Genomic DNA, 25220 nt, shown 5'->3' with positions numbered 1-25220 from the left:
CCAGCTTGAACTTGCCGGCCGACTCTATCACTCGAGATTCGCTCCCCGAGTGACCACCATGATTCTATCGTCCGCAGGCGCGCCGCCACACCGCCCTCGCCTCCTGCTCCTCGGCGCGCTGGCCACGCTGCTCGGCGGCTGCTCGCTGGCGCCGGTCTACCAGCGTCCGCAGGCGACCCTCCCGCGGACGCTGGGCGCGACGTCCGCGCCGCCGGCAACGCACGCGGCAACTCCGGCGCCGGTCCTGTCGGAGCAGGAGCAACAGTTCCTGCGCGCGTTCTCGCCCGATCACGATCTCGCTCCGCTGCTGCTCCAGGCACTGGCGCGCAATCCGGACTTCCGCAGCGCCGTCCTGCAGGTGCAGCAGGCGCGCGCGCAGTACCGGATCGAGCGTGCGCAGCAACTGCCGCAGGTAGGCATCCAGGCGCAGCAGACGCGGCAGAGCTACGACGCGCCGCAGCAGCAGGAGCGCTACGGCCAGAAGCTGGTCACGGCCGGGGTCGGCATCGACGGATTCGAACTGGACCTGTTCGGCAAGCTGGCGTCGCTGTCGGCCGCCGCGCAGCAGCGCTATCTGGCGTCCAGCGCCGGCCAGCAAGCCGCGCGCGGCGCGCTGATCGCCGAGGTGCTGCGCAGCTATACCGTGGAACGCGCTGCGGCGCAGGCGCAGGCGCGCTGGCAGTCCATCGCCGAGGACAGCGCCGCGCTGCTCGCGTTCGCCGAGCGCCAGCAGGCGGTCGGGCTGATCTCCCGCGATGCGCTGGACCGGCAGCGCCATCAGGCCGACCAGGCCCAGGTCCGGGCCCTGCAGGCGGGAAGCGAACACGCCGCGGCGCGCCGTGCGCTGCAGACCCTCGCCGGCTACGACGCACCGGCCGGCGCCGGCGATCTGGAGGCGCTGCTGCCGGCCCAGGACGACACCACGGCGCTACGCGACCTCGACTCGGCGGTGTTGCTGCAGCGCCCGGACATCGAGCAGGCCGAAGCCGAACTGCGCGCACGCAATGCCGACATCGGCGCCGCGCGCGCCGCGTTCTTCCCGTCGATCCGCCTGAGCACCTCGCTGGGCACGGCCAGCGACGCGCTCAGCGGCCTGTTCGATGCCGGTAGCCGCAGTTGGAGCTTCATCCCGCAACTGACCATGCCGATCTTCGACTACGGCCGCAATCGCGCCAACCTGGACATCGCGCAGCTACGCGCGCAGGCCGGCGTCGCCGACTACGAGAAGGCCATCGCGGCCGCATTCCGCGAAGTCGCCGATGCGCTCGATGCCGCGCCGGTCCTGCAGCAACGCGAACAGCGCGAACGCGTCAATCGCGAGCGCGAAGCGCAGCGCATCGCGCGCATGGCCCGGCGCGTGGCGCAAGGCCTGCAGGATCGCCCGGCCTTGCTGGGCGAGCGCATCGCCGCCGAACAGGCCGCGCTGGACCACCTGCAGGCCCGCCAGGACCTGCTGCTCAACCGCATCGCCCTGTTCCACGCGTTCTACGGCGTGCGCTTGCCGCGCGCCTCCTGACCCACCCCCACTCCGATAGGCTCTCCATGAAAACCATCGCACTGCTCCCGCTCCTGGCCTGCGCCGCGTCGCCGCTGGCGGCCCATGCCGCCGACGCGAACGCGTCCGGCTTCCGCCTGTTCGGCCACCAGACGGAGCTCAGCGTCGGCGTGGCCGCCGTCGCAGCGCCGCGCTATTTCGGTTCGGCCGACGATCGCGCGCTGTTCGCCCCGGTCTTCGCCACGCAAAGCGGCATCGTGTTCCTCGACAGCGTGCGCGGACTCGGCGTGCAGTTCCAAAGCGATGGCGGTTTCTACGTCAGCCAGTCGTTCGGCTACGACCTGGGCCGGCTCGACCGCGACAGCCGCTGGCGTCCGGGCGGCAGGTCGCTGGCCGGCATGGGTGACGTCCCCGGCTCCATCACCAGCCGCAGCATGATCGCGCAGCAGCTCACACCCTACCTGATGCTGGACGCCGAAGCGGAAATCGCGCTGAAGGACGGCGCGCGCCGCAACGCCTATCGCGCCGGGGCCAAGTTCACCCTGCTGCAGAACGACCGGGACACGCTGACCATGGACCTGGACGCGCACTGGGGCGACCGCCGCTACAACCAGGCCTATTTCGGCGTCACCGAGGCGCAAAGCGCGCACAGCCGCTTCGCCGCCTACGACGCCGGCTCCGGCCTGTACGCCTACTCGGTCGGCGCCAACTGGGACCACGCGCTGTCGAAACACTGGAGCACCTCGCTGACGGTGGCCGGCACGCGCTACGTCGACCAGGCCGACGGCAGCCCGATCGTGCAGCGCCGCGCCTTCGCCAGCGCCAGCGGCGCCGTGACCTACACCTTTTGACGGCCTGGAATGTCCATGAAACCGAGCCTTGCCCTGTTTGTTTTCCTCTGCGCGTCGCCGGCAACCCTGGCGTTGACCGCCTGCGGCCAGGAGGCGGCGCCGACGCCGGACGCGCCGCGCGCGGTCAAACTCGAAACCGTCGGCCACGCCGACGCTGCCGACGGCGATCGCTTCGTCGCCCAGGTGCGCCAGGCGCAGCGCGCCGAACTCGGCTTCGAAGGCGGCGGCCGCATCGCCGCCATCGCGGTGGATGTCGGCGATCGCGTGCGTCAGGGGCAACTGCTGGCGCGACTGGATCCGGAGCCGAACCGCTTGCGCGTGGAGCAGGCCGACGCCGCCGTCCGCGGCGCCACCGCCGACCTGCACCAACAGCAGACCCAGCTCGACCAACAACAGGCGCTGTTCGAGGACGGCGCCGCGTCGGCGGCGACCCTGACTGCGGCCAAGACCACGTTCGCCGCTGCGCAGGCGCGCCTGCGCAGCGCGCAGGCGGACCTGGCCTTGGCGCGCCGCGGCCTGCGCCAGGCCGAGTTGCGCGCACCATTCGACGGCAGTGTGGTCGCGCGCCTGCAACAAGCCGACGCCATGGTCGCCGCCGGCCAGCCGGTCCTGCAGTTGGAAGGCCAGGACCACCTCCAGCTCGTGGCCACGCTACCGGCGGCACTGGCGGCGACGCTGCAGCCCGGCCAGGCGGCAACGGCATACCGGGCCACGGCGCCCGGACAGGCGCTGCCGATGCGGCTGCGCAGTGTGTCCGCGCGCCTGGACGGCGGCGCCACGGTGCAGGCGCTGTTCGACAGCGACGCCGACGCCGGCCTGCGCAGCGGCGAGAACCTGCTGCTGGCCCTGCCCCGCGATGCGACCCGCCCCTTGAGCGTCCCGCTGAGCGCCATGGTGCCGAGCATGGGCAATGGCAAGCCGATGGTGTTCGTCTACCAGGACCGCAACGCCACCGTGCGCCGCCGCCAGATCGTCGCCGGCGATGCCATGGGCGAGCGCGTGCAGGTCCGCCAGGGCCTGCGCGCCGGCGAACGCGTCGTTGCTGCCGGCGCAGCCTTCCTCAGCGACGGACAGCGTGTCGTCCCCTACCTCCCCGCCACGCACCTGACCGACGCCGCCACGCCATGAACCTGACCCGCGCCGCCCTGACCTCGAGCCGCTTCACCCTGTTCGCCGCCGCGCTGGTGCTGGTCGCCGGCGTCGCCACCTTCCTCGGCTTTCCCTCGCAGGAGGAGCCCAGCGTCACCGTGCGCGACGCGGTGGTGCAGGTCGCGTTTCCCGGCATGCCCAGCGAACGCGTCGAGAACACCATCGCGCGTCCGCTCGAGGAGCACCTGCGCGAGCTCACCGGCATCAAGAAGATCGTCACCACGGTGCGCCCCGGCAGCGCCATCGTGCAATTGACCGCGCGCGACGACGTCGACGACCTGCCGACGCTGTGGCAACGCGTGCGCAACAAGGCCGCGGAGGCCGGTGCCGAATTGCCGCCCGGCACGCAGGGGCCGTTCGTCGACGACGATTTCGGCCGCGTCGCGATCGCCTCGATCGCGGTCACCGCACCGGGCTTCAGCACCAGCGAAATGCGCCAGCCGCTGCGGCAGATGCGCGAGCAGCTGTACACCGTGCCCGGGGTGGAGCGCGTCACCTTCCACGGGCTGCGCGAGGATCGGCTCTACGTCGCCTTCGATCGGACCCGGTTGAGCGAGGCCGGCCTGACCCCGGCCGCGGTGGCGCAGCAGTTGCGCGCGCAAAACGTGGTCGCCAGCGGCGGCCAGATCGCCGCCTCCGGCCTGGCGATGACCGTCACCCCCAGCGGCGAGATCCGTACCCTGGACGCACTGCGCGACCTCCCGATCGCCGCGTCCGGCGCCGACGGCATGCCCCAGATCCCGCTGTCGCAGCTGGCGCGCATCGCGCTGATGCCGGCCGATCCGCCGGACAGCGCGGCCATCTACCAGGGCCAGGCGGCGGTGGTGGTGGCGGTGTCGATGGCGCCCGGCTTCAACATCGCGCAGGTCGGGCAGGCGTTGCGGCACAAGCTCGACGAAACGGCGCGCATGCTGCCGATCGGTTTTTCCCAGCACGTGGTCACCTTCCAGGCCGACGTGGTCGAGCGCGAAATGGGCAAGATGCACCACGTCATGGGCGAGACCGTGCTGATCGTGATGGCGGTGGTGATGCTGTTCCTGGGCTGGCGCACCGGCCTGATCGTCGGCGCGATCGTGCCCTTGACCATCCTCGGCACGCTGATCGTGATGCGCGCGCTGGACGTGGAACTGCAGACCGTCTCCATCGCCGCGATCATCCTGGCGCTGGGGCTGCTGGTGGACAACGGCATCGTCATCGCCGAGGACATCGAGCGCCGCCTGGCCGCGGGCGAGGAGCGCCGGCAGGCCTGCGAAGCGGCCGGGCGCACGCTGGCGCTGCCGCTGCTGACCTCCTCGCTGGTCATCGTGCTCGCGTTCTCGCCGTTCTTCTTCGGCCAGACCAGCACCAACGAATACATGCGCTCGCTGGCGATCGTGCTGGCGGTGACCCTGCTCGGCTCGTGGCTGCTCAGCGTCACCGTGACCCCGCTGCTGTGCATGCATTTCGCGCGGGCGCACCGCCCCGCGCCTGGGCAGGCGGCCGACCATTACGATTCCAGGCTGTACCGCGGCTACCGCCGCATCATCGCCAGCCTGCTCGGGCACAAGGCGCTGTTCCTGGGCAGCATGCTGCTGCTGTTGGGCGCGGCCGCCGCCGTGCTGGGCTCGATCCCCTACAGCTTCCTGCCCAAGTCCGACCGCCTGCAATTCCAGATGCCGGTGACGCTGCAGCCGGGCAGCGACGCGCGCGAAACCCTGCGCACGGTGCGCTCGATCAGCACCTGGCTCGCCCATCGCAGGCGCAATCCCGAGATCGTGGACAGCATCGGCTACGTGGCCGAGGGCGGCCCGCGCATCGTGCTCGGCCTGAACCCGCCGCAGCCCGCCGCCAACATCGCCTACTTCACCGTCGGCGTGCGCCCCGGCACCGACATCGACGCGGTCATCGCCCGCGTTCGCCAGCACATCCGCCAGGGCTATCCGGCGGTCCGCGCCGAGCCCAAGCGGTTCTCGCTGGGCTCGACCGACGCGGGCGTGGCCATCTACCGGGTGGTCGGCCCCGACGAGGCGGAGCTGCGCCGTCTCGCCGCCGGCATCGCACAGGCGCTGCGGCAGTTGCCGGGCACCGTCGATGTCAGCGACGACTGGGAGATCCGCATTCCGCGCTACGAGGTCCGCATCGACCAGACAAAGGCGCGCCGCGCCGGACTGAGCAGCGACGACATCGCCCAGGCGCTGCAACTGCGCTACAGCGGTATCGCCGCGTCCACGATCCACGACGATGGCGTCAACGTGCCGATCGTGCTGCGCGGTGGCGCCGACGAACGCGCCGCCAGCAGCGACCCAGGCAGCACCGTGCTGTATCCGCAGGCCGGCGGTCCGGCGGTGCCGTTGTCGGCGATCGCCGACGTGGTCCTGTCCTCCGAGCCGTCGGCGATCCAGCGTCGCAACCTGAGCCGCGCCATTACCGTCACCGGCCGCAATCCGCGCATGACCACCGACCAGGTGGTCGCGGCCCTGGCCGACAAGGTCGCCGCGCTGCGCCTGCCACCGGGCTACCGCATCGAGCTGGGCGGCGAGCTGGAGGATTCGGCCGAGGCCAACCAGGCCTTGCTGCAATACATGCCGCATGCGCTGGTCGCGATCCTGCTGCTGTTCGTCTGGCAGTTCAACTCGTTCCGCAAGCTGTTCATCGTGGTCGCCAGCATTCCGTTCGTGGTGATCGGCGCGGCGCTCGCGCTGCTGGTCACTGGCTATCCGTTCGGGTTCATGGCCACCTTCGGCCTGCTCGCGCTGGCCGGCATCATCGTCAACAACGCGGTGCTGCTGCTGGAGCGCATCGATGCCGAACTGGCCGACGGCCTGGGCCGGCACGAGGCGGTGATCGCCGCGGCGGTCAAGCGCCTGCGCCCGATCGTGATGACCAAGCTGACCTGCATCGTCGGCCTGGTGCCGTTGATGCTGTTCGCCGGGCCGCTGTGGACCGGCATGGCGATCACCATGATCGGCGGGCTGGCGCTGGGCACCCTGGTCACGCTGGGCGTCATCCCCGTGCTGTACGACCTGCTGTTCTCGCTGCGCCGGGGCAGCGGCGCGGCGCGCGTGCCGGCGGCGGCATGAGCGCCGCGCACGGCTACCGCCCGGCGCCGCACTGTCGGCACGCCGCGCGCAGGAACGAGGGGCCGGGCGCGGCTACCTCGAACGCCGATCACCGCAATGCCCCACATCCGGGCGGACACGACGGCGCACGCAGCGGCGACGCCCAAATCGCAGACAAAAAAACACCCGGCAGTGCCGGGTGTTTTCGTAAAAATGGCGTCCCCACGGGGATTCGAACCCCGGTCGCCACCGTGAAAGGGTGATGTCCTAGGCCTCTAGACGATGGGGACGCTGATAACGATGTTGCTTTGCGGACAGGCCTAATGCCCGAAAAGTTGGTGGAGCCAGCCGGGATCGAACCGGCGACCTCTTGCATGCCATGCAAGCGCTCTCCCAGCTGAGCTATGGCCCCACATGAAACTGGCAGAAGCGGAATCTTACCCGATTTCTGCGAAATGTGCACATCCCGCACAAAAAAAGTCCGGCGGCGCCGGACTTCGATGGTCTCGCGAAAAAATGGCGTCCCCACGGGGATTCGAACCCCGGTCGCCACCGTGAAAGGGTGATGTCCTAGGCCTCTAGACGATGGGGACGCTGATAACGATGTTGCTTTGCGGACAGGCCTAATGCCCGAAAAGTTGGTGGAGCCAGCCGGGATCGAACCGGCGACCTCTTGCATGCCATGCAAGCGCTCTCCCAGCTGAGCTATGGCCCCACGTGTGCTGCGAGGAGCGGAATATTAACGATGGCCTCCGCTGCGCGCAAGCGTTTTTTGAAGTTTTTTCACGCGATGCACAACGGGTTTTGCGCCGACCACCGACCCACTCCAGCGACGCCTGCATTGCCATGCCGCGATCCGCCGTGGATGCATCGGGGAACGCGGCGACGCGCGCAAGCCCGTGCACGGTTGCTGGGATCGGATGCGTGCTCACCACCGCGCGCATCGGATTGGCGCGCTCGATCCGCGCGCGAGACCATGCGCATCCCCCGCATGGACCGCGTACGCTGCCCGATGCGCATCGCCTCCGCGCCGCGGGCGGCGCATCCGACGCTGCCGCCGGGAACTACCCCTGTCGCAGCGCGAAACGGTCGGCTATACTTCGCGGCCGCGCCGAAGTGGCGGAATCGGTAGACGCAGCGGACTCAAAATCCGCCGCCCTTAAAAGCGTGTGGGTTCGAGTCCCACCTTCGGCACCAGGACCTACGGCAGCTTCGGCTGCCGTTTGTTTTTTGCGCGCACCATCGCGGGCGCCGCGATATCCGACACGCTCTATAAGCCTGGCGTCGGTGACTGGCACCCAGGCCCGGACTGCGCTCATTTGGCCGTCGCCGTGCGTACGGGGAGACACAGATACGCCGACAGGGACGCGTGCTTGGCGACATCCTGCAGACCTGCGCATGCCTGGGCGGGAGGCGCCACCGCACTTGGCGCCCTCGCCGCTTCGCTGCGACCCGCGGCAGGCAAATTGCGCGCGGCAAAACCTGGCTGCACCGCACCGACGCCTCGCCATGGCCGCAATCCGGCACAAGTAAATCCTTCATCTTTGCCGGGATCCAGGTCTACGCGTCGCTCGTTCCCCTGCCGCTATACTTTCCGTTCCCAAACCTTAACGAGCAAGCGATGTCGGCATTGCAGGGCCTGCGCATCCTGGTGGTCGAGAACGACGAAATGAATGCCACGCTGTTGGAACTGCAGCTCGCTCAGGCCGGCGCCGAGGTGCTGGGACCGGCGGACTCGGTCCGCCAGGCACTGACGTTGATCGAACAGGAGCGGCCGGACCGCGCGGTGCTCGACTTCCGTCTGGCCGCTGGCGAAACCAGCGAGGTCGTGGCCCGCGCCCTCACCGATCAGGGGATCCCGTACGTACTGGCCACCGGCGTCGCGGCCGAGTCGCTTCCGGCCGGGTTCGCGGCCGGCGTCGTGCTGACCAAGCCGTATCTGTCCGAACACCTGATCAAGGCCCTGCTCGACGCTCACGCCAAAATGACCGCACGGCCGTGAGAATCCGGGATCGGAAGCCTGCCAGACGGCAGGAACCGATTCGAGGAACACCGCCATCAACGTCCATGATCGCTCGCCGCCCCCTGTCTGGCTTCCCGCCAACAGTGCCACGGGAGCGCTGCTGCGCGCCATCGACTGGTCCGTTCACGAACTTGGACCACTAGAGGCATGGCCGCAGAGCCTGCGCACCGCGCTGTCGATCTGCCTCAACTCCCGCTTCCCGATGGTGATCCGCTGGGGCAAGCGGATGATCAACCTCTACAACGACGCCTACGTTCCGATCCTCGGCAAGCGCCACCCCTACGCCTTCGGGCGCGCGTCCAGCGAGGTGTGGCCGGAAGTATGGCCGAGCGTCGGGCTGCAGGCCGAACAGGTGCTGGCGACCGGCGAGCCGACCTGGAACGAGCACGTGCCGTTCGTGATGAGCCGCAACGGCTATGACGAGGAAGCGTACTTCACCTTCTCCTACAGCCCGCTGTTCGACGACCACGGCGGCATCGGCGGCGTGCTGTGCGTGTGCACCGAGGACACCGCGCAGATCCGGCTGGAGCGCGAACGCGACCGGCTGCTGAAGGTGCTGGACGCGCAGCGCGCGCAGATGGCGGACGCGTTCGAGCAATCGCCGGCGGCGCTGGCGATCCTGCGCGGCCCGGATTATGTGGTCGAAAGCGTCAATCAGCGCTACCAGGACCTGATCGGGCCGCGCGAGGTGGTCGGCAAGCCGCTGGCCGAGGCGATTCCGGAGATCCTGCAGGATGGCGTGATCGGCCTGCTCGACAGCGTGCGCGCCAGCGGCCAGCCCTTCATGGGCGAGGCGATGACCTTCAACCTGCGCCGCACGCCGGACGCCTCGCTCTCGGAAACCACGCTGGAATGCGTGTATCAGCCGATGCGCGATGCGGAGGACAACGTCAACGGCGTGCTGGTGCACGTGATCGACCGGACCGAGCAGGCCCGCGCGCAGGCCCACGACAGCTTCCTGCTGATGCTCGAGGACGCACTGCAGAACCTGGACAACGCGGACGCGATCTGCGAGACCGGCGCCACCCTGCTCGGCCGGCACCTGCGCGCGAACCGCTGCGCCTATGCGATCGTGGACCCGGACGAAGCCGCCTTCGACATCCGCGCCGACTACGTCGATGGCACCGAGCACCTGACCGGGCGCTTCCATTTCCGCGATTTCGGCAGCGATCTTCTCGACTGCCTGCACGAGAACCGGCCCTGGGTGGTGCAGGACATCCAGCTCCACGCGCCGCCGCCGCGTTTCGCCGATCCCGCCTACCGCAACAGCGGCCTGCGCGCCACGCTCAGCGCCCCCCTGCACAAGGGCGGCAGGCTGGTCTCGGTGATCGGCGTGCACCAGTTGCAGCCGCGGGTATGGACCGCGGCGGAAATCGAACTGGTGCGACTGGTCGCCGCGCGCTGCTGGGAATCGATGGAGCGCGCCAGCGCGCAATCGGACCTGGCGCGCAGCGCGGCGCGCCTGCGCGAACTGGCCGACGCGATGCCGCAGATCGTGTTCACCGCCACGCCCGATGGCCACGTCGACTACTTCAACCGGCGCTGGTACGAATACACCGGCCTGGCGGACGGCGAGGCCGGGTTCGAGAGTTGGCGCAAGGTGCATACCGAGGAGGGCCTGGCGCGGGTGATGCAGGCCTGGCCAGCCGCCTTGCGCAGCGGCGAACCCTACGAGATCGAGTATCCGTTGCGCCGCCACGACGGCACGTACCGCTGGCATCTGGGCCGGGCGCTGCCGATCCGCAACGACGACGGTGACATCGTGCGCTGGATCGGGACCAATACCGACATCCACGATCGTCGCGTGGTCGAGCAACGCCTGCAGGAAAGCGAACTGCGCTTCCGCACCCTGTGCGACAACGCCCCGGTGCTGATCTGGATGGCCAATGCCGACGGCGACTGCGAGTACGTCAGCCGCCAGTGGCACCAGTTCACCGGGCAGACCGAGCAGGAGGCGTTGGGCGCCGGCTGGATGGAAAAGATCCACATCGACGACGTCGCCGCGGTCGGCCGCACCATGGCCCGCGCCGCCGCCGACCGGCGTGCGTTCTCGATCGAATACCGGCTGCGGCGCCACGACGGCGAGTACCGCTGGTGCGTGGACACCGCCACGCCGCGCTTCAGCGCCTCCGGCCAGTTCCTCGGCTTCATCGGCTCGTTGCTGGACATCGCCGAGCGCAAGCGGATCGAGAACGCGACCGCCGCCGAACGCGCCGCGCTGGAAATGATCACCACCGGCAAGCCGCTGAACGCGGTGCTGGAGGCGATCGCGCGCGGCACCGAGGCGCAGAGCGACGTGGGCCTGCGCTGCACGATCATGCTGGTCGACGAACACCGCCAATGCCTGCTGGAGGGCGCCGCGCCGAGCATGCCCGCCGCGTTCCGCAAGGCGGTGCAGCGGCTGCCGATCGACGAGCGCAGCGGCAGTTGCGGACGCGCTGCGTTCCTGCGCCGGCAGGTGCTATGCAGCGACGTGCGCCTGGAAGCGAACTGGCAGGACTACCTGCTGATGGCCACCGAAGCGGACATTGTCGCCTGCTGCTCCACCCCGATCCTGGCCAGCGATGGCCAGGTGCTGGGCGTGGTCGCCCTGTATCACCCCTTCGTGCACTACCCGACCGCACACGAGCAGGAGCTGGCACGCTCGGCCTCGCGCCTGGCCGGCATCATCATCGAACGCCGCGCGACCGACCTGCGCCTGCAGCAGTTGCTGGCCGCCGAGCAGAGCGCGCGCGGCGAGGCCGAACGCGCCAGCCGCATGAAGGACGAGTTCCTGGCCACCCTCAGCCACGAGCTGCGCACTCCGCTCAATGCGATCCTGGGCTGGGCCCGACTGATGCAGGGCGAAGCGGTGCGCGAGAAGGACCTGAGCCGCGGCCTGGAAGTGATCGAGCGCAGCGCGCACGCGCAGGCGCAGATCATCGACGACCTGCTGGACATGAGCGCCATCCTGTCCGGCAAGGTGCGCCTGGAGATCGCCGAGCTGGATCTGTGCGCGCTGGCCGGCGAAGCGATCGACGCGGCCCGGCCCGGCGCCGAGGGCAAGGGCATCGACATCGCGCTGACACCGTGCAGCGACGCTCCCGCCCTGCCCTATCTGGGCGATGCGGCGCGCCTGCGGCAGGTGCTGACCAACCTGATCGGCAACGCGGTCAAGTTCACGCCCGATGCCGGCAAGGTCACGGTGACGCTGGACGCGAGCGCGACGCATCTGCGGATCAGCGTCAGCGACAGCGGCATCGGCATCGATCCGCTGTTCCTGCCGCACGTGTTCGACCGGTTCCGCCAGGCCGACGCCAGCAGCACGCGCAGCGCCGGCGGCCTCGGCCTGGGTCTGGCGATCGCCAAGCAACTGGTGGACATGCACCACGGCGAGCTGTCGGTCAGCAGCGACGGCGTCGGCCTGGGCGCCACCTTCACGCTGCTGCTGCCGCGCAACGACGTGCACGCGCTGGATCCGGTGCGGCGCAGCGACGGCGCGGCGCTGGCCGCCACCTTGCAGCGCGGCACGGCCAGCCTGCAGCGGATCCGCGTGCTGGTGGTCGACGACGACATGGATTCGCGCGGTGTCACCCAGCGCTTCCTGCAGGAAGCCGGCGCGGTGGTCGAGACCGCGGTGTCCGCCGACGATGCCGAGGCGCTGCTGCGCGAGCGGCCGTACGACCTGCTGGTCAGCGACGTGGGCATGCCGCGCCGCGACGGGCATAGCCTGATCCGCAGCGTGCGCAGCCGCGGCGCCGGCGCGACCAGCCGCATTCCGGCAATCGCCCTGACCGCCTATGTGCGCGGCGAGGACCGCTCGCTGGCGTTGGACGCCGGGTTCGACGCGCACCTGGGCAAGCCGGTGGACCCGGTCAAGCTGGTCGCGCTGGCCGCCTCGCTGGTGCAGCCGCGGACCGCCACCGAACAGGATCCGAACGCGCAGGCCGAACCGGCCTGACGCCTGCGGCCACGCGCGTCGCGATGCGCATGGCCGCGGCCCCGCGTGCCGTCTGGCACGCGCGCCCGTTTCGCTCAGCCGCGCTTGGCGCGGGCGAACGCGTCGGCCAGCGCGCTGTTCTGCGGCGGTGCCGCCGCGGCGCGCGGCTTGCCGTTGCCGCCGCCATTGTTGCCGCCGCGCGCATCGCGCTCGCGGCGCGGCGCGCCCGCCGCCGGACGTCCGCCATCGCGCTCGCCCGTGCGCGCCGACGCCGGCGCCGGCGTGTCGTCCAGGCGCCGGGTCAGCGCGATGCGCTTGCGCGCCACGTCCACTTCCAGCACCTTGACCTTGACGATATCGCCGGCCTTGACCACGTCGCGCGGATCCTTGACGTAGCTGTCCGACAGCGCGGAGATGTGCACCAGCCCGTCCTGGTGCACGCCGATGTCGACGAACGCGCCGAACGCGGCGACGTTGCTGACCACGCCCTCCAGCACCATGCCCGGCTTGAGGTCCTTGATGTCCTCCACGCCGTCGGCGAAACGCGCCGCCTTGAACTCCGGACGCGGGTCGCGGCCCGGCTTCTCCAGTTCCTTGAGGATGTCGCGCACGGTCGGCACGCCGAACGTCTCGTCGGTGAACTGGTCGGGCTTGAGGCCGCGCAGGAAGCCGCCATCGCCGATCAGCGCCTTGATCGGCTTGCCGGTGGCGCCGACGATGCGCTCCACCACCGGGTAGGCTTCCGGATGCACCGCCGAGGCGTCCAGCGGCTCCTCGCCATCGGCGATGCGCAGGAAGCCGGCGCACTGTTCGAAGGTCTTGTCGCCCAGCCGCGGCACCTTGAGCAGATCCTTGCGGCGCTTGAACGGGCCGTTGTCGTCGCGGTGGCGCACGATGTTCTCGGCCACGCTCGACGACAGCCCGGACACGCGCGACAGCAGCGCTGCCGAGGCGGTGTTGACGTACACGCCGACCGCGTTCACGCAGTCTTCCACCCGTGCATCCAGCGCCCGCGCCAGGCGGTACTGGTCGACGTCGTGCTGGTACTGGCCCACGCCGATCGCCTTCGGCTCGATCTTGACCAGCTCCGCCAGCGGATCCTGCAGGCGCCGCGCGATCGACACCGCGCCGCGCAGCGACACGTCGAGCTGCGGGAATTCCTTGGCGGCGAACTCGGAGGCCGAATACACCGAGGCGCCGGCCTCGCTGACCACGATCTTCTCCAGCTTCAGCTGCGGGTTCTGCTTGATCAGGTCCGCGGCCAGCTTGTCGGTCTCGCGGCTGGCGGTGCCATTGCCGATCGCGATCAGCTCCACGCCATGCTGGGTGCACAGCTGCCGCAGCGTATGCAGCGACTGGTCCCACTGCCGGCGCGGCTCGTGCGGGTAGATGGTGTCGGTGGCCAGCAGCTTGCCGGTGGCGTCGACCACGGCGATCTTGCAGCCGGTGCGGATGCCCGGGTCCAGGCCCAGGGTCACGCGCGGCCCGGCCGGCGCGGCCAGCATCAGGTCCTGCAGGTTGTCGCCGAACACCGCGATCGCCTCGGCTTCGGCCTTTTCGCGGGCTTGGTTGAACAGGTCCAGCAGCAGGTGCATGTGCAGCTTGGCGCGCCAGGTCAGGCGGCACGCATCCAGCAGCCAACGATCGCCGGGACGGCCCTGATTGGCGATGCCCGCACGCAGGGCGACGCGCCCTTCGGCATACTGGTGGCCGGCCTCGGCCTCGCTACCGGGATCCAGTTCCAGGTACACGATCTCCTCGCGGCGCGCGCGGAACAGCGCCAGCAGCCGGTGCGACGGGATCTTGGCCAGCGCTTCGGCGTGATCGAAATAGTCGCGGTACTTGGCGCCTTCCTGCTCCTTGCCTTCGACCACGCGCGCGCGGATCACGCCAACCTCGCCCAGCCAGCCGCGCAGTTCGCCGACCAGCGCGGCGTCCTCGCCCCAGCGCTCCATCAGGATCGCGCGCGCGCCATCCAGCGCGGCCTTGACGTCGGCCACGCCCTTGTCGGCATCGACGAAGCCGGCGGCGACGGTCTCCGGCACCTGGGTGGGATCGGCCAGCAGGCCATCGGCCAGCGGCTCCAGCCCGGCCTCGCGGGCGATCTGTGCGCGCGTGCGGCGCTTGGGCTTGTACGGCAGATACAGATCTTCCAGCCGCGACTTGGTGTCGGCGGCGACGATCTCCGCGCGCAGTTCGTCGCTGAGCTTGCCCTGCTCGGCGATGCTGGCCAGCACCGCGGCGCGGCGCTCCTCCAGTTCGCGCAGATAGGTCAGGCGCACTTCCAGATTGCGCAACTGAGTGTCGTCGAGCCCGCCGGTGACTTCCTTGCGGTAGCGCGCGATGAACGGGACGCTGGCGCCCTCGTCGAGCAGGGCGATGGCGGCGCGCGCCTGTGCCGGCTGCGCGCCGATCTCGGCGGCGATGGTGGTGGCGATCTGCTGGGCGAGCTGAGTGTCGTGCATTGCGTCCGGCCGAAGCCGCCTTGCGGAAAACCCGCATTTTCGCAGCGCCCGTCCCGCCGGGGAACCCGTTGACAGGCGCGCGCCGACCTGTCGGCCCCGGCGCGCCCGCGCGAGGCCGCGCAGGCCGTCAGCTCACCCCGGTCGGCCCGTCCAGCACCATGCGCACCTTGCGGGTCAGTTCCTGCCGGTTATAGGGCTTGGACAGCACGTCGAACTCGGTGCCACCGGCGTCGGTGCGCTCGATCGAGGACTCCGCATAGCCGGTGGTCAGCAATACCTTGAGCTTGGGCCGGCGTCGCCGCGCCTCGCGCGCGAGCATCACCCCGTTGAGCCCGCCGGGCATGATCAAATCCGAGTACAGCAGGTCCACGTGGATGCCGGTGTCCAGCAATTCCAGCGCCTCGCGCGCGTTGTGCACCACGTGGGTGACATAGCCCTGGTCGTCCAGGAACAGCCGCGCCAGTTCGGCGATGTCCGGCCGGTCCTCCACGATCAGGATGGTCTCGTCGCCCTGCCGGTCGAACGAGCGGCGCGTGCGCGCGTCGCGCGGCGCCGGATTCTCCACGTTGTCGTCGATCGGGAAATACAGGCGCACCGTGGTGCCGTGGCCTTCCTCCGAATACAGGCGCACCGCGCCACCGGACTGCTTGGCGAAACCGTACACCATCGACAGGCCCAGGCCGGTGCCCTTGCCCTCTTCCTTGGTGGTGAAGAACGGATCCAGCACGTGCGCCAGCACGTCCGGCGGCATGCCGCTGCCGTTGTCGGTGATCGACACGCAGACGTAGTGCCCGGGCAGCAGGTTGTCGTAGGTGGTGGGTTCGTCGGCGCGGATGGACATGTTGCGGGTCTGGATCACCAGGCGCGGCGCAGGCTGCGCGGCCATCGCATCGCGCGCGTTGATCAGGATGTTCAGCAGCGCCACTTCGGCCTGGGTCGGATCGATCCGGCAGTTGCGCAGGTCGGCCGCCAGGTCCAGCGAAAACGCGATGCCGTCGCCCAGCGTGCGCTCGGCCACGTCGCTCATGCCGGCGACCAGGGTATTGAGGTTGAGCACGCGCCCTTCCAGCTTCTGCTTGCGCGCGAACGCCAGCAACTGCTGGGTCAGCCGCGCGGCCTGGCTGGCGGCGTCGCGGGCGCGCACCACGCTCTTGCGCAAGCGTGTCGGGTCCAGCGGCTCGCGTTCCAGGCCGTGCTCGATCAACTCCAGATAACCGGACATCACCTGCAGCAGATTGTTGAAATCGTGCGCGATGCCGCCGGTCAACTGGCCCAGCGCCTCCATCTTCTGCGCCTGGCGCAGCGCATCCTCGGTATCGCGGCGGCGGCTGACGTCCAGCTGCGAGCCGAAGTAATAGACCAACTCCCCGTGCTCGTTGTAGACCGGGGAAATGAACAGCGCATTCCAGAAGCTGGACCCGTCCTTGCGATAGTTGAGGATCTCCACGGCCACGTCGCTGCGCTCGGCGATCGCCTCGCGCACGCTGTCCACGGTGGCGCGGTCGGTCTCCGGCCCCTGCAGGAAACGGCAGTTGTTGCCCAGCAGTTCCTCGGCGCCATATCCGGTCATCTCCAGGAAGGCGCGATTGACGAAGACGATCGGATTGTCCGGCTGACGCGGATCGGTGACGATCATCGGCATCCGCGTGGTCTCCACCGCGGCGAAGAAGATGTCGCTGCGATGCTCCGCCAGGTTGGCGGTGGTGCTTTCGTGAACGGTAACGCGGTTATCGGGTCCGGGCATGGGTATTCGTCATTCCATGCGAACCGTTGTTGGCCCGGCTACCCGGGCGGCCACACCGGGGTCCGCATGCCGGCGTCAACGCGCATAGTACTGGTGTAACCGCTCCACCACGATCTCGTCCTGCAACGATTCCAGCGCCATGATCCGTATCTGCCGGTCGCTCACCGCGAGCATGCGCTCGACGTAGATCTCCGGACCGGCCTCGGTCTGCTTCATCGACTTGCTGAAACCGTAGGGCACCACGCCCTTCTCGCCATCCTTGCTGCCACCGATATACAGAACGACCGACATGACGCTTCCTCTGTTGGGAATTCGTGGAACTGGCGCGCAGCCTACACAGCGCGTCGTGAGGGCAACCTCCACGCAGGTTAATCGCGGCTGTTTGCCCGCAAATGACTTACCTCGGCCTCACGTCGGCTTAACCGCGCATAGGCGTTAGTCGCGCACCCTAATACGCTGCGCACCTGCATGGATCTCAAGAGCGGCTACCCCTTCTGGTCAATACGCAACGGCCTCATGCACAGCTTTCCGCAGTTGCGCGGCGACCTGCGCTGCGACGTGGCGATCGTGGGCGGCGGCATCACCGCGGCCTTGATCGCCGACGAGCTGGTCGCGCACGGCTACGACGTCGCCGTGCTGGAACAGCGCGACATCGGCTGGGGCAGCACCGCCGCCAGCACCGCGTTGCTGCAGTACGAGATCGACACCCACATGCGCGACCTGGCCAAGCGCTACGGCGAGGAAGCCGCCGCCCTCGCCTACGGTTCCTGCGCGCAGGCGCTCGAACAGCTGCGCGCGCTGGCCAAGCCGCTGCGCGACGTCGATTTCGGCTGGAACGACAGCCTCTACTACGCCAGCCGCCGGCGCCATGTGCGCGTGCTGCAGCACGAACTGGAACTGCGCGCGCGGCACGGGCTGGACGTGGAATGGCTGGATGCGCAGGCCTTGCGCGACGGGTACGGCATCCACGCGCACGGCGCGATCCTGAGCCTGCAGGCCGCGCGCGTGGACCCGTATCGGCTGACCTACCGCCTGCTCGCCCGCGCGCAGCGGCGAGGCGCCGGCGTCTACGACCGGACCCGGGTCGCGCGCATCGCGGTCAACGGCCGCGGCGCCACACTGCACACCGAGCAAGACGTGCAGGTGCGCGCCGGCCATGTGGTGATGGCGGCCGGCTATGCCAACCAGGAGTGGCTGGACCAGCGCGTGGCGAAAAACCGCAGCAGCTACGCCTTCGTCAGCGATCCGCTGGACGATGCCCGGCTCGGCGTGTTCAAGCGCACCATGGTGTGGGAAAGCGCGCGTCCGTATCTGTACCTGCGCAGCACCGGCGACGGGCGCATCGTCGCCGGCGGCGAGGACGACAGCGTGGATATTCCGGTGCGTCGCGATGCGCGGGTAGACAGCAAGGCCCGCAAACTGTGCCGCAAGATCGCCAAGGCGTTACCGGATCTGGACCTGCAGCCGACCTTCGCCTGGGCCGGCACCTTCGCCGAAACCGCCGATGGCCTGCCGTTCTTCGGCGCCCATCCCCAGCACGGGCCACGCATGCTGTTTGCAATGGCCTATGGCGGCAACGGCATCACCTACAGCATGCTCGGCGCGGGCCTGCTGCGCGCGCAGATCGAACGACGCAAGCATCCGCTCGCGCAGTTGTTCGGCTTCGCCCGGCTGGATTGACGCTCAGCGCAATCCCGGCCACCACCCGCGGCCATGCAAGGCGTAGCGGTCGGCGGCGCGCTCGAACGGGTTGCGCACGCTGACCCCGCCGCAGGCCAGGTAGACCGGCAGGAACAGCGGCCCCAACACCAGGTACTGCAGCACGTGGGCGCGTTCGTGGTCGCCCAGGCGCACCGGCGGATGCCGGCAGCGGCCAGCGGCATGCTCGTAGGTCGCGCAGGCCACGTCGAGGTCGTCGGCGCTGACCAGAATCGCGTTGCCCAGGGTCATGGCGCCGCGCGGCCCCCAGGGAACGCGGTCGAACACCAGCGCCAGCTCGCGGCGGCTGATGCGGGCTCGCGCCCCGAACGGTAGCGCGACGAGCCCGGCGCTGAGGCCGAGCAACGTATTGGGCGAGGCCCACAACGCGCCCAGCACGAAGCCGGCCAGGCGCAGCGCGGACAGCACCGGCCTCAATCGGCCTCGTTGGGAATCAGCAACCACAGGATCAGATACACCAGGATGCCGGGGAACGCGGCCGAGGCGATCGAGCCGACCACGTACACCACGCGCAGCAAGGTCGGACTCCAGCCGAAACGGTGCGCGATGCCGCCCATCACGCCGGCGATCATGCGGTCGTCGAGCGAGCGCGACAGCGTGCGCGCGGGCTGGGGCTGGGACATGACGGTGGCTCCTGCGACGAAGGCGCGCTCAGTCTGGTCGCGGCGCCGCCGACACGGCGTGACGGCGCAGCGCCGTCAACTGCTGCGTGAACCAGGCTGCCGCGTCCTGCTCGGACTGTCCCGGGCACGCGACCCGGTAGACCTGCCCACTGACGCTGCTGCGGCTGGCGCCGCGTTCGATGAACTGTTCGGCGCTGGCGGCCAGCGCGCGCTTGCGCAGGTACGCGTACTTGCGACGCAGGTGTTCCTCGGCCTGCGCCGCCGGATACCAGGTGCCGTTGCGCTGGAACCGGCACGGCGACGCCTGCAGCGTCGCCAGCAGCGCCTGGATCTCGCGCTCGGCGGACGCCGTCGGCGCAGCCAGTGTCGAGCTCATCGCACAGACGCCCACCATGCCCAGTGCCAGCAAGCGCAGGCCGACGCGGCGCGTGGATCGCTTAACGTCGCGGTCCATGCCGGCTACGCGCCGCCATCGCGCTCGCGCAACCAGCGGTGCAGCGCCGCCGGCACCTCGCGCTGCGCGCGGCCCGAGACGTAGATGCCGATGTGGCCGCCGCGGAAGCCGAGTTCGGCATAGTCGTCGCTGCCGACCAGGCCGCGCAGCGCGCGCGAGGCGTCCGGCGGCACCAGGTGGTCCTGCTCGGCGTAGACATTGAGCACCGGCATCGTCACCCGCGCCAGGTCCACGGCATGTTCGCCGATGCGCGCGCGGCCGTGCATCAGCGCGTTGTCCTGGTAGAACTGCTTGACGAACTCGCGGAAGGTCTCGCCGGCCAGGTCGGGCGAATCGAAGATCCATTTCTCCATGCGCAGGAAGTCCTCCAGCGCGCGCGGATCGTCGAGGATGTCGAGCAGCCCGACGTACTTCTGCAGATTCAGGCGAAATGGCTTGAGCATCAGGTAGCTGACGTTCATCAGATCCGCCGGCACGTTGCCCAGCGTGTCCACGAACAGATCCACGTCCACCTGCCGCGCCCAGTTGGACAGCATGTTGTCCGGGGTATGGAAATCCACCGGCGTCACCATCGTCACCAGGTTGCGGACCTTGGCCGGCTGCAAGGCCGCGTAGCACAGCGAGAAGGTGCCGCCCTGGCAGATGCCGAGCATGTTGACCGGAGCACCGCCGCCGGCGTCGCGCAAGTGGTCGACCGCGCCATCGATGTAGCGCAGCAGATAGTCTTCCAGGGTCAGGTAGCGCTCGGAGCGGTCCGGATAGCCCCAGTCCAGCACGTACACGTCCTCGCCCAGCGCCAGCAGACCCTGCACCAGCGAGCGGTCGGCCTGCAGGTCCACCATGTACGGCCGGTTGACCAGCGCATAGACGATCAGCAGCGGCACCTTGGCGGTGGGCGGCTGCTTGCCGACGAAGCGGTACAGCACCACCTTGCCGTCGCGCCACACTTCCTGCCGCTCGGTGACCCCGTACTGCACCTCGTCCAATCCGGGCAGCACGCGCAGCCCTTCCAACAGCTTGCGCTGCAGTTCCAGCGTTTCCTGCAGCAGGTCGTCGCTGCTGAAGCTCAATGGCCCTTTCATGCGCGGCTCCGACGCGAGACCACGCCCGGCTTGCCGCGCGCCGGCTTGGCAACAGGCTTGGCGGCCGGCCTGGACGGCGCGGCCGCCGGCGACGTGGCGTTGGGTTTCCTGGAGGAGGAGTTGGACGTGGACCTGGCCGCCGGCGTGGCGGTGGCGGAGCGCTTGGCGTTGGCGCCGGAGGGCGTGCGCTTGGCGGAGCGCCGTGCCGCGGGCGCATCCGGCATCGCCGGCGCGGAGCGCGACTGCGCCGCGGCGCCGGCGGCCTGCGGACGCGAAGGAGCGTCCGAAGCCGCCCCTGCACCAGGCACGCCCCCCCGCTCCAGCCGGCGCAGGCGCCGCTCCAGATCGGCGATGCGTCGATGCGCCGCATCCAGTTCGGTGCGGGTGGGCAGACCCAGTTGCTCGCAGGCCTGCTCGGTCTCGCGTTGCAGCAACGAGCGCAGGCGCATCTGCGCATTGGCGAAGCCGGCGTAGGCCTCGCGGAACTCCTCCGACAACGCCGCCGCCGCATAGGCTTCCTCGGCGGCGTCGATCCACAAGTCGAACATCGCGCGTGCGTTGGTCAACTGGCGGCCGGGGTCCTCATGCTCGCGCAGCTTGGACTCGAACACGCCGAAGGCGCGATCGATCGCGCCCTGCAACTGGCCCAGGTAGGCCTGCAGCTGCGCCTGGTACTCCTGCTGCGCCTTGGCCAGGGCGCGCCAGCGCGCGTGGTGGTTGCGCCCCGGGCCGAAGCCGGGCATCTGCAGCCATGGGCCGCTGTCGCGCTGCCAGCCCTGCAGCCATTGCGCGGCCTGCTGCAACCAGGGATCCACCCCGGCCTGGTTGGCGCCGCGCGCGGCGCCCAGCAGCCACTGCAGCATCTGCTCGCGCTGGCCCTGCACCTGCTGTTTCCAGGCCTCGGCCACGTCCGCGCTGCTGGCATCGCGCCCGGCGAACTGCGCGGCGACCTGCTGCATCGCGCCGAACCAGTCGCCGGCCTGCCGCTGCAACTGCGCCACCGCGTCCTCGGCCGGCCCCGCGGCGCCGCGCGGCAGCCACTGCGCCCAGGCGTCGATCGCCTCGCGCCAGCCACCAGGAGCGCCGCCTGGCGGCGACGCGGGCGTCGCTCCGCCCTGGCGCAGCGCGTCGCGCCACGCGTCCCAGTACCGGCGCGCCAACGCCTCGAACTCGCCGGCATCGTTGCCGCCGCTAGCCATCATCGCCACCCTCCCGACTCGGCTGCGAATGATAGCAACTGCGCCCGTTCAGGGCTTGGGAATGCGCAGGGTCTTGCTGATCATCAGCGAACCGGACAGCGCGAACAGCAGCACCAGCGGGTGCAGCAGCCACGGCCCCAGGCGCCATTGCCCGAACCACAGCGACTCGCCGATGTGGCCCAGATAGGCGGCGACCGCCAGCACGATCACCAGCAGCAGGCTGCTCGGGATCGGCGTGCCCTCGAAGTACGGCACCTTGTCGCCATCGCCGGCCAGTTGCTCGGCGGTGACGTTGTAGCGCGCCAGGCGGCTGACGCCACAGCACACGAAGAAACTCAGCACCAGCCAGTCCCAGCCGCCCTGCATGCCGCAGGCGTAGGCCAGCGCCGCCGGGGCGACGCCGAAGGAGATCACGTCGGCCAGCGAATCCAGCTCGCGGCCAAGCGTGGAGGAGGATTTGCGCCAGCGCGCCACGCGCCCGTCCAGCGCATCGAACACGAACGCCAGCGGGATCAACGCCATCCCGATCAACAGGTCGCTGCGCCGGCCCTCCTGCAGGAAGCGCATCGCCGCGAACACCGCGCCGGTGCCGCAGAAGGCATTGGCCAGGGTGAACCAGTCGGCCAACTGGAACTCGCGCAGCATGGAGAAGTGGCGTTTCATCGGCATGGCGTGGCGGATCCGGCTGGAAAGGGTGCGACGGCACAGGGTAGCGTGGCGCCGACGCACTGGCGAGCGAGGACGGCGCATGACCGCCGCGGTCGGCTTGCCGCCCCCTGTAGGAGCGGCTTCAGCCGCGACAGACACCATCAGACAGCCTGTCGCGGCTGAAGCCGCTCCTACACGAGCAGGTGGCGGGCCAGGAGAACGACCGCCATGGCAGGGTCGCGCCACGCTGCTACGCTGGGCAGCTCCCTCCCCGTCAAGGTGCTTCCCATGCAGACCGTCCTGATCACCGGCGCCGCCAGCGGCATCGGCGCCGGCATCGCCCGCGAACTGGCCGCCGGCGGCCGCCACATCGTCGTCAGCGACCTGGACCTGGACGCGGCGAACACGGTCGCGACGCAGCTGCGCGAGGCCGGCGGCTCGGCCGAGGCGGTGACGCTGGACGTGAGCAGCGCCGCCAGCATCGACGCCGCGCTGGCGGCGCTGTCGCGGCCGGTGGACGTGCTGGTCAACAACGCCGGGCTGCAGCACGTGGCGCCGCTGCAGGAGTTCCCGATGGCCAAGTGGAGCCTGCTGGTGGAGGTGATGCTGACCGGCGTGGCGCGGCTGACCCAGGCGGTGCTGCCAGGCATGCGCGCACGCGGTTACGGCCGCATCGTCAACATCGGCAGCATCCACTCGCTGGTCGCCAGCCCGTACAAGAGCGCCTACGTCGCCGCCAAGCACGGCCTGGTCGGCTTCTCCAAGGCGATCGCGCTGGAGACCGCCGACACCGACATCACCATCAACACGCTGTGCCCGAGCTACGTCAAGACGCCGCTGGTGGACAAGCAGATCGCCGACCAGGCCCGCACCCGCGGCATTTCCGAAGCCGACGTGGTCGCCCAGGTGATGCTCAAGCCGATGCCCAAGGGCGTGTTCATCGCCTACGACGAGCTGGCCGGCTGCGTCGCGTTCCTGGCTTCGCCGGCAGCGCGCAACATCACCGCGCAGACCATCGCCATCGATGGCGGCTGGACCGCGCAGTAGCGGCGCGGCGCGCGCCGTAGCTCCCGCTGCCGGATTGGACACTGGCGAATTTTTCGCCAGCGCAGCGGCGAGCGTTGCGGCGCAACGTCACGCGGGTCTTATCCACAACGTTTGTGCGATTCCATCCACACCGGCTGTGGAGAAGCGCAGCCGGGCGTGCTGAAATTTTCGCCACCCGGGAAAATCGGGCAGCCATTTCAGCGACTTGCCACGCTTGCCCACAGGCTTGTGCAGGATCGATCCACAGCCGCTGTGGACAAGCCGGTCGCGGCGTCGCGCAGGCGTTCGACCGCGCGCCGCGCCGGGCTCTCATCCTCTACCGCCATGAGGGGTAAGGCTGTTCCTTCTCCCGTCGGGAGAAGGTGCCCCGTAGGGGCGGATGAGGGTACGGGCGAAGCCTCGCGCTCCCAAACTCCGCGAGTCGCTTTCGCGCTGGACCCTCACCCCAACCCCTCTCCCGGCGGGAGAGGGGTTAGCGGCGCTTCCTTCTCCCGTCGGGAGAAGGTGCCCCGTAGGGGCGGATGAGGGTACGGGCGAAGCATCGCGCACCCAACTCCGCGAGTCGCTTTCGCGCCGGACCCTCACCCCAACCCCTCTCCCGGCGGGAGAGGGGCTTTATGGCTCAGCGCGGGTCAGAGCCGCGAATAGCACCAGGACAGCATGCGTCCGTCGCGGTACGGCATCACCCCGTGGAACGGGCGCGGATCGGCGTCGAACACCAGCGGCAGGAAATGGCGGTCGCCCTCCCACAGCGGCAGCGATTCCATCTCCGCCACGGGGACCCAGGCCAGCGTGCCCTCGGCGTTCTCGGTGAACGGCTCGCCGCTGTAGGCGGTGATGAGGAACAGGAAGCCCAGCCAGTCCTCGCCGTGCTTGCCGAAGCCGGGCCAACTGATGGTGCCGCGCAATTGCAGCGCCTCGCACTCGATGCCGGCCTCTTCGCGGATCTCGCGACGCATGCCGTCCAGCACGTCCTCGTCGGGCTCGACCTTGCCGCCCAGGCCGTTGTACTTGCCCAGGTGATGGTCGCCGGGCCGCGCGTTGCGATGGATCAGCAGGACCTTGGTGCGGTCGGGCGAGAGCACGTAGCCCAGCGTGGCGACGATCGGGGTGTAGGGCATGCGGCGGGCGGGCGAGTCGGCGGGCGCGCAGTATGCCGCATCGGCCGCGGTGGACGGCGCTACAGCGCGGGTGTCTCCGCGACGCTGGGCTGACGCGGCAGCGGCGCGGCCGGCTTCAGCGTGGCCACGCCATGGCCGCGTTCGGCCAGATATTCCAGCCACTTGCTGAGAAAGGTGTTCATGCGCATGCGGTGGCTGATCAGTTCCGCCGGCGGCGGATACAGCCCCATCACGTCCTGCCAGCGGCGACCGACGTAGCAATGCGTGGTCTCGGCCTGGCGCGCGTCGCGGTACAGCCGCACGTAGGCCGACGGGTCCGGCTCGCCGGTGAGCGGGTCGCACAGGTCGTAGGTGATGCGCAGTTCCACCGTGTAGCGATGGTGCTCGATCACGTCCAGGCGCAGGTCCAGGCCGTCGCCGACCGAGGACACGTAGCTGCCGACCGCCAGGTCCGAGGGCACGAACAGGCGATTGAGGTGCAGGAAATTCTCGGCGTACAAGCCCATCAGCCAGCCAAATCGGCTGAGCCGGGGGATGCGTTCGCTGCGGGTCAGGGCGTGCTGCATGGCCCCGATGCTACACGCTGCGGCGGCCGCGCGGCAGCATTGACGGATCGCCCGTCGCGGCCTACCTTGGAAGTCTC

19 protein-coding genes and 5 tRNA genes are annotated in these 25220 nt (G+C 69.7%); 9 read left to right on the top strand and 15 right to left on the bottom strand.

Features of this window, described 5'->3' with window-relative positions:
- Nucleotides 1-58: 58 nt before the first annotated feature.
- The 4 genes from AB3X07_RS10890 to AB3X07_RS10875 are packed head-to-tail and all read left to right on the top strand — an operon-like array spanning nucleotide 59 to nucleotide 6554.
- Nucleotides 59-1516, top strand: a complete 1458-nt coding sequence (locus tag AB3X07_RS10890; RefSeq protein WP_369944509.1) for an efflux transporter outer membrane subunit — start codon at nucleotides 59-61, stop codon at nucleotides 1514-1516.
- 26 nt (nucleotides 1517-1542) lie between these two features.
- Entirely contained in the window at nucleotides 1543-2346 is an 804-nt protein-coding gene (locus AB3X07_RS10885; protein WP_369944508.1) for a MipA/OmpV family protein, read from the top strand.
- A 9-nt stretch (nucleotides 2347-2355) separates the two neighbouring features.
- Nucleotides 2356-3474, top strand: a complete 1119-nt coding sequence (locus AB3X07_RS10880; RefSeq protein ID WP_369944507.1) for an efflux RND transporter periplasmic adaptor subunit — start codon at nucleotides 2356-2358, stop codon at nucleotides 3472-3474.
- Nucleotides 3471-6554: an efflux RND transporter permease subunit gene (locus tag AB3X07_RS10875; RefSeq protein WP_369944506.1), complete on the top strand. Its 3084-nt coding sequence runs from the start codon at nucleotides 3471-3473 to the stop codon at nucleotides 6552-6554. The genes AB3X07_RS10880 and AB3X07_RS10875 overlap by 4 nt, the downstream gene beginning before the upstream one ends.
- Before the next feature lie 193 nt (nucleotides 6555-6747).
- On the opposite strand, the gene AB3X07_RS10870 is transcribed toward AB3X07_RS10875, so the two are convergent.
- The 4 genes from AB3X07_RS10870 to AB3X07_RS10855 form a co-directional block, all read right to left on the bottom strand.
- Nucleotides 6748-6823: transfer RNA gene (locus tag AB3X07_RS10870), tRNA-Glu, on the bottom strand.
- 46 nt (nucleotides 6824-6869) lie between these two features.
- Nucleotides 6870-6945, bottom strand: a tRNA-Ala gene (locus AB3X07_RS10865).
- Between the two features lie 105 nt (nucleotides 6946-7050).
- A tRNA-Glu gene (locus AB3X07_RS10860) sits at nucleotides 7051-7126 on the bottom strand.
- A 46-nt stretch (nucleotides 7127-7172) separates the two neighbouring features.
- A tRNA-Ala gene (locus tag AB3X07_RS10855) sits at nucleotides 7173-7248 on the bottom strand.
- A 395-nt stretch (nucleotides 7249-7643) separates the two neighbouring features.
- On the opposite strand from AB3X07_RS10855, the gene AB3X07_RS10850 reads away from it, so the two are divergent.
- From AB3X07_RS10850 to AB3X07_RS10840, 3 genes are all read left to right on the top strand, one after another.
- Nucleotides 7644-7730 (top strand) — tRNA-Leu (locus AB3X07_RS10850).
- 424 nt (nucleotides 7731-8154) lie between these two features.
- On the top strand, nucleotides 8155-8535 hold the full coding sequence (locus tag AB3X07_RS10845; protein ID WP_369944721.1) for a response regulator: 381 nt from the start codon (nucleotides 8155-8157) through the stop codon (nucleotides 8533-8535).
- A 223-nt stretch (nucleotides 8536-8758) separates the two neighbouring features.
- The gene (locus AB3X07_RS10840) at nucleotides 8759-12496 is read left to right on the top strand and encodes a PAS domain-containing protein (protein WP_369944505.1); all 3738 of its coding nucleotides are present in this window, start codon (nucleotides 8759-8761) and stop codon (nucleotides 12494-12496) included.
- Between the two features lie 74 nt (nucleotides 12497-12570).
- On the opposite strand, the gene AB3X07_RS10835 is transcribed toward AB3X07_RS10840, so the two are convergent.
- The 3 genes from AB3X07_RS10835 to AB3X07_RS10825 all read right to left on the bottom strand — a co-directional run bounded on the left by AB3X07_RS10835 (nucleotide 12571) and on the right by AB3X07_RS10825 (nucleotide 16975).
- Nucleotides 12571-14940, bottom strand: a complete 2370-nt coding sequence (locus AB3X07_RS10835) for a Tex family protein (protein ID WP_369944504.1) — start codon at nucleotides 14938-14940, stop codon at nucleotides 12571-12573.
- A 127-nt stretch (nucleotides 14941-15067) separates the two neighbouring features.
- Complete coding sequence (locus AB3X07_RS10830) at nucleotides 15068-16684, bottom strand: hybrid sensor histidine kinase/response regulator (protein WP_369944503.1); 1617 nt, start codon at nucleotides 16682-16684, stop codon at nucleotides 15068-15070.
- Between the two features lie 75 nt (nucleotides 16685-16759).
- Complete coding sequence (locus AB3X07_RS10825; RefSeq protein ID WP_369944502.1) at nucleotides 16760-16975, bottom strand: hypothetical protein; 216 nt, start codon at nucleotides 16973-16975, stop codon at nucleotides 16760-16762.
- A 177-nt stretch (nucleotides 16976-17152) separates the two neighbouring features.
- Here AB3X07_RS10825 and AB3X07_RS10820 point away from each other — a divergent pair, with 177 nt between their 5' ends.
- Nucleotides 17153-18364, top strand: coding sequence for an NAD(P)/FAD-dependent oxidoreductase (locus AB3X07_RS10820; RefSeq protein WP_369944501.1), 1212 nt, complete (start codon nucleotides 17153-17155; stop codon nucleotides 18362-18364).
- 3 nt (nucleotides 18365-18367) lie between these two features.
- On the opposite strand, the gene AB3X07_RS10815 is transcribed toward AB3X07_RS10820, so the two are convergent.
- From AB3X07_RS10815 to AB3X07_RS10790, 6 genes are all read right to left on the bottom strand, one after another.
- Nucleotides 18368-18820: a hypothetical protein gene (locus AB3X07_RS10815; RefSeq protein ID WP_369944500.1), complete on the bottom strand. Its 453-nt coding sequence runs from the start codon at nucleotides 18818-18820 to the stop codon at nucleotides 18368-18370.
- Nucleotides 18817-19026: a PspC domain-containing protein gene (locus AB3X07_RS10810; RefSeq protein WP_369944499.1), complete on the bottom strand. Its 210-nt coding sequence runs from the start codon at nucleotides 19024-19026 to the stop codon at nucleotides 18817-18819. The genes AB3X07_RS10815 and AB3X07_RS10810 overlap by 4 nt, the downstream gene beginning before the upstream one ends.
- Nucleotides 19027-19054: 28 nt before the next feature.
- Nucleotides 19055-19402 carry a DUF5329 family protein gene (locus tag AB3X07_RS10805; protein ID WP_369944498.1) on the bottom strand — a complete coding sequence of 116 codons (348 nt, stop codon included), beginning with the start codon at nucleotides 19400-19402 and terminating at the stop codon, nucleotides 19055-19057.
- Nucleotides 19403-19485: 83 nt separating this feature from the next.
- A complete protein-coding gene (locus AB3X07_RS10800) occupies nucleotides 19486-20562 on the bottom strand; it encodes a class III poly(R)-hydroxyalkanoic acid synthase subunit PhaC (RefSeq protein WP_369944497.1) in 1077 nt (358 codons plus the stop codon).
- Nucleotides 20559-21764, bottom strand: a complete 1206-nt coding sequence (gene phaE / locus AB3X07_RS10795) for a class III poly(R)-hydroxyalkanoic acid synthase subunit PhaE (RefSeq protein WP_369944496.1) — start codon at nucleotides 21762-21764, stop codon at nucleotides 20559-20561. Before phaE ends, AB3X07_RS10800 begins: the two co-directional genes overlap by 4 nt.
- Nucleotides 21765-21809: 45 nt before the next feature.
- Nucleotides 21810-22424 carry a CDP-alcohol phosphatidyltransferase family protein gene (locus AB3X07_RS10790; protein WP_369944720.1) on the bottom strand — a complete coding sequence of 205 codons (615 nt, stop codon included), beginning with the start codon at nucleotides 22422-22424 and terminating at the stop codon, nucleotides 21810-21812.
- Between the two features lie 273 nt (nucleotides 22425-22697).
- Between AB3X07_RS10790 and AB3X07_RS10785 the strand changes: the two genes are divergently transcribed.
- Nucleotides 22698-23456 carry a 3-hydroxybutyrate dehydrogenase gene (locus AB3X07_RS10785; protein WP_369944495.1) on the top strand — a complete coding sequence of 253 codons (759 nt, stop codon included), beginning with the start codon at nucleotides 22698-22700 and terminating at the stop codon, nucleotides 23454-23456.
- A 632-nt stretch (nucleotides 23457-24088) separates the two neighbouring features.
- Here AB3X07_RS10785 and AB3X07_RS10780 read toward each other — a convergent pair.
- Together AB3X07_RS10780 and AB3X07_RS10775 are read right to left on the bottom strand one after the other, a co-directional pair.
- Nucleotides 24089-24577, bottom strand: a complete 489-nt coding sequence (locus AB3X07_RS10780) for an NUDIX hydrolase (protein WP_369944494.1) — start codon at nucleotides 24575-24577, stop codon at nucleotides 24089-24091.
- Nucleotides 24578-24636: 59 nt separating this feature from the next.
- Nucleotides 24637-25143, bottom strand: a complete 507-nt coding sequence (locus tag AB3X07_RS10775) for a DUF1249 domain-containing protein (protein ID WP_369944493.1) — start codon at nucleotides 25141-25143, stop codon at nucleotides 24637-24639.
- Nucleotides 25144-25220 lie beyond the last annotated feature (77 nt).

Source organism: Xanthomonas sp. DAR 35659 (assembly GCF_041242975.1).
Classification (GTDB): Bacteria; Pseudomonadota; Gammaproteobacteria; order Xanthomonadales; family Xanthomonadaceae; genus Xanthomonas_A; species Xanthomonas_A medicagonis.
This window is presented reverse-complemented; position numbering and strand designations above follow the sequence as displayed.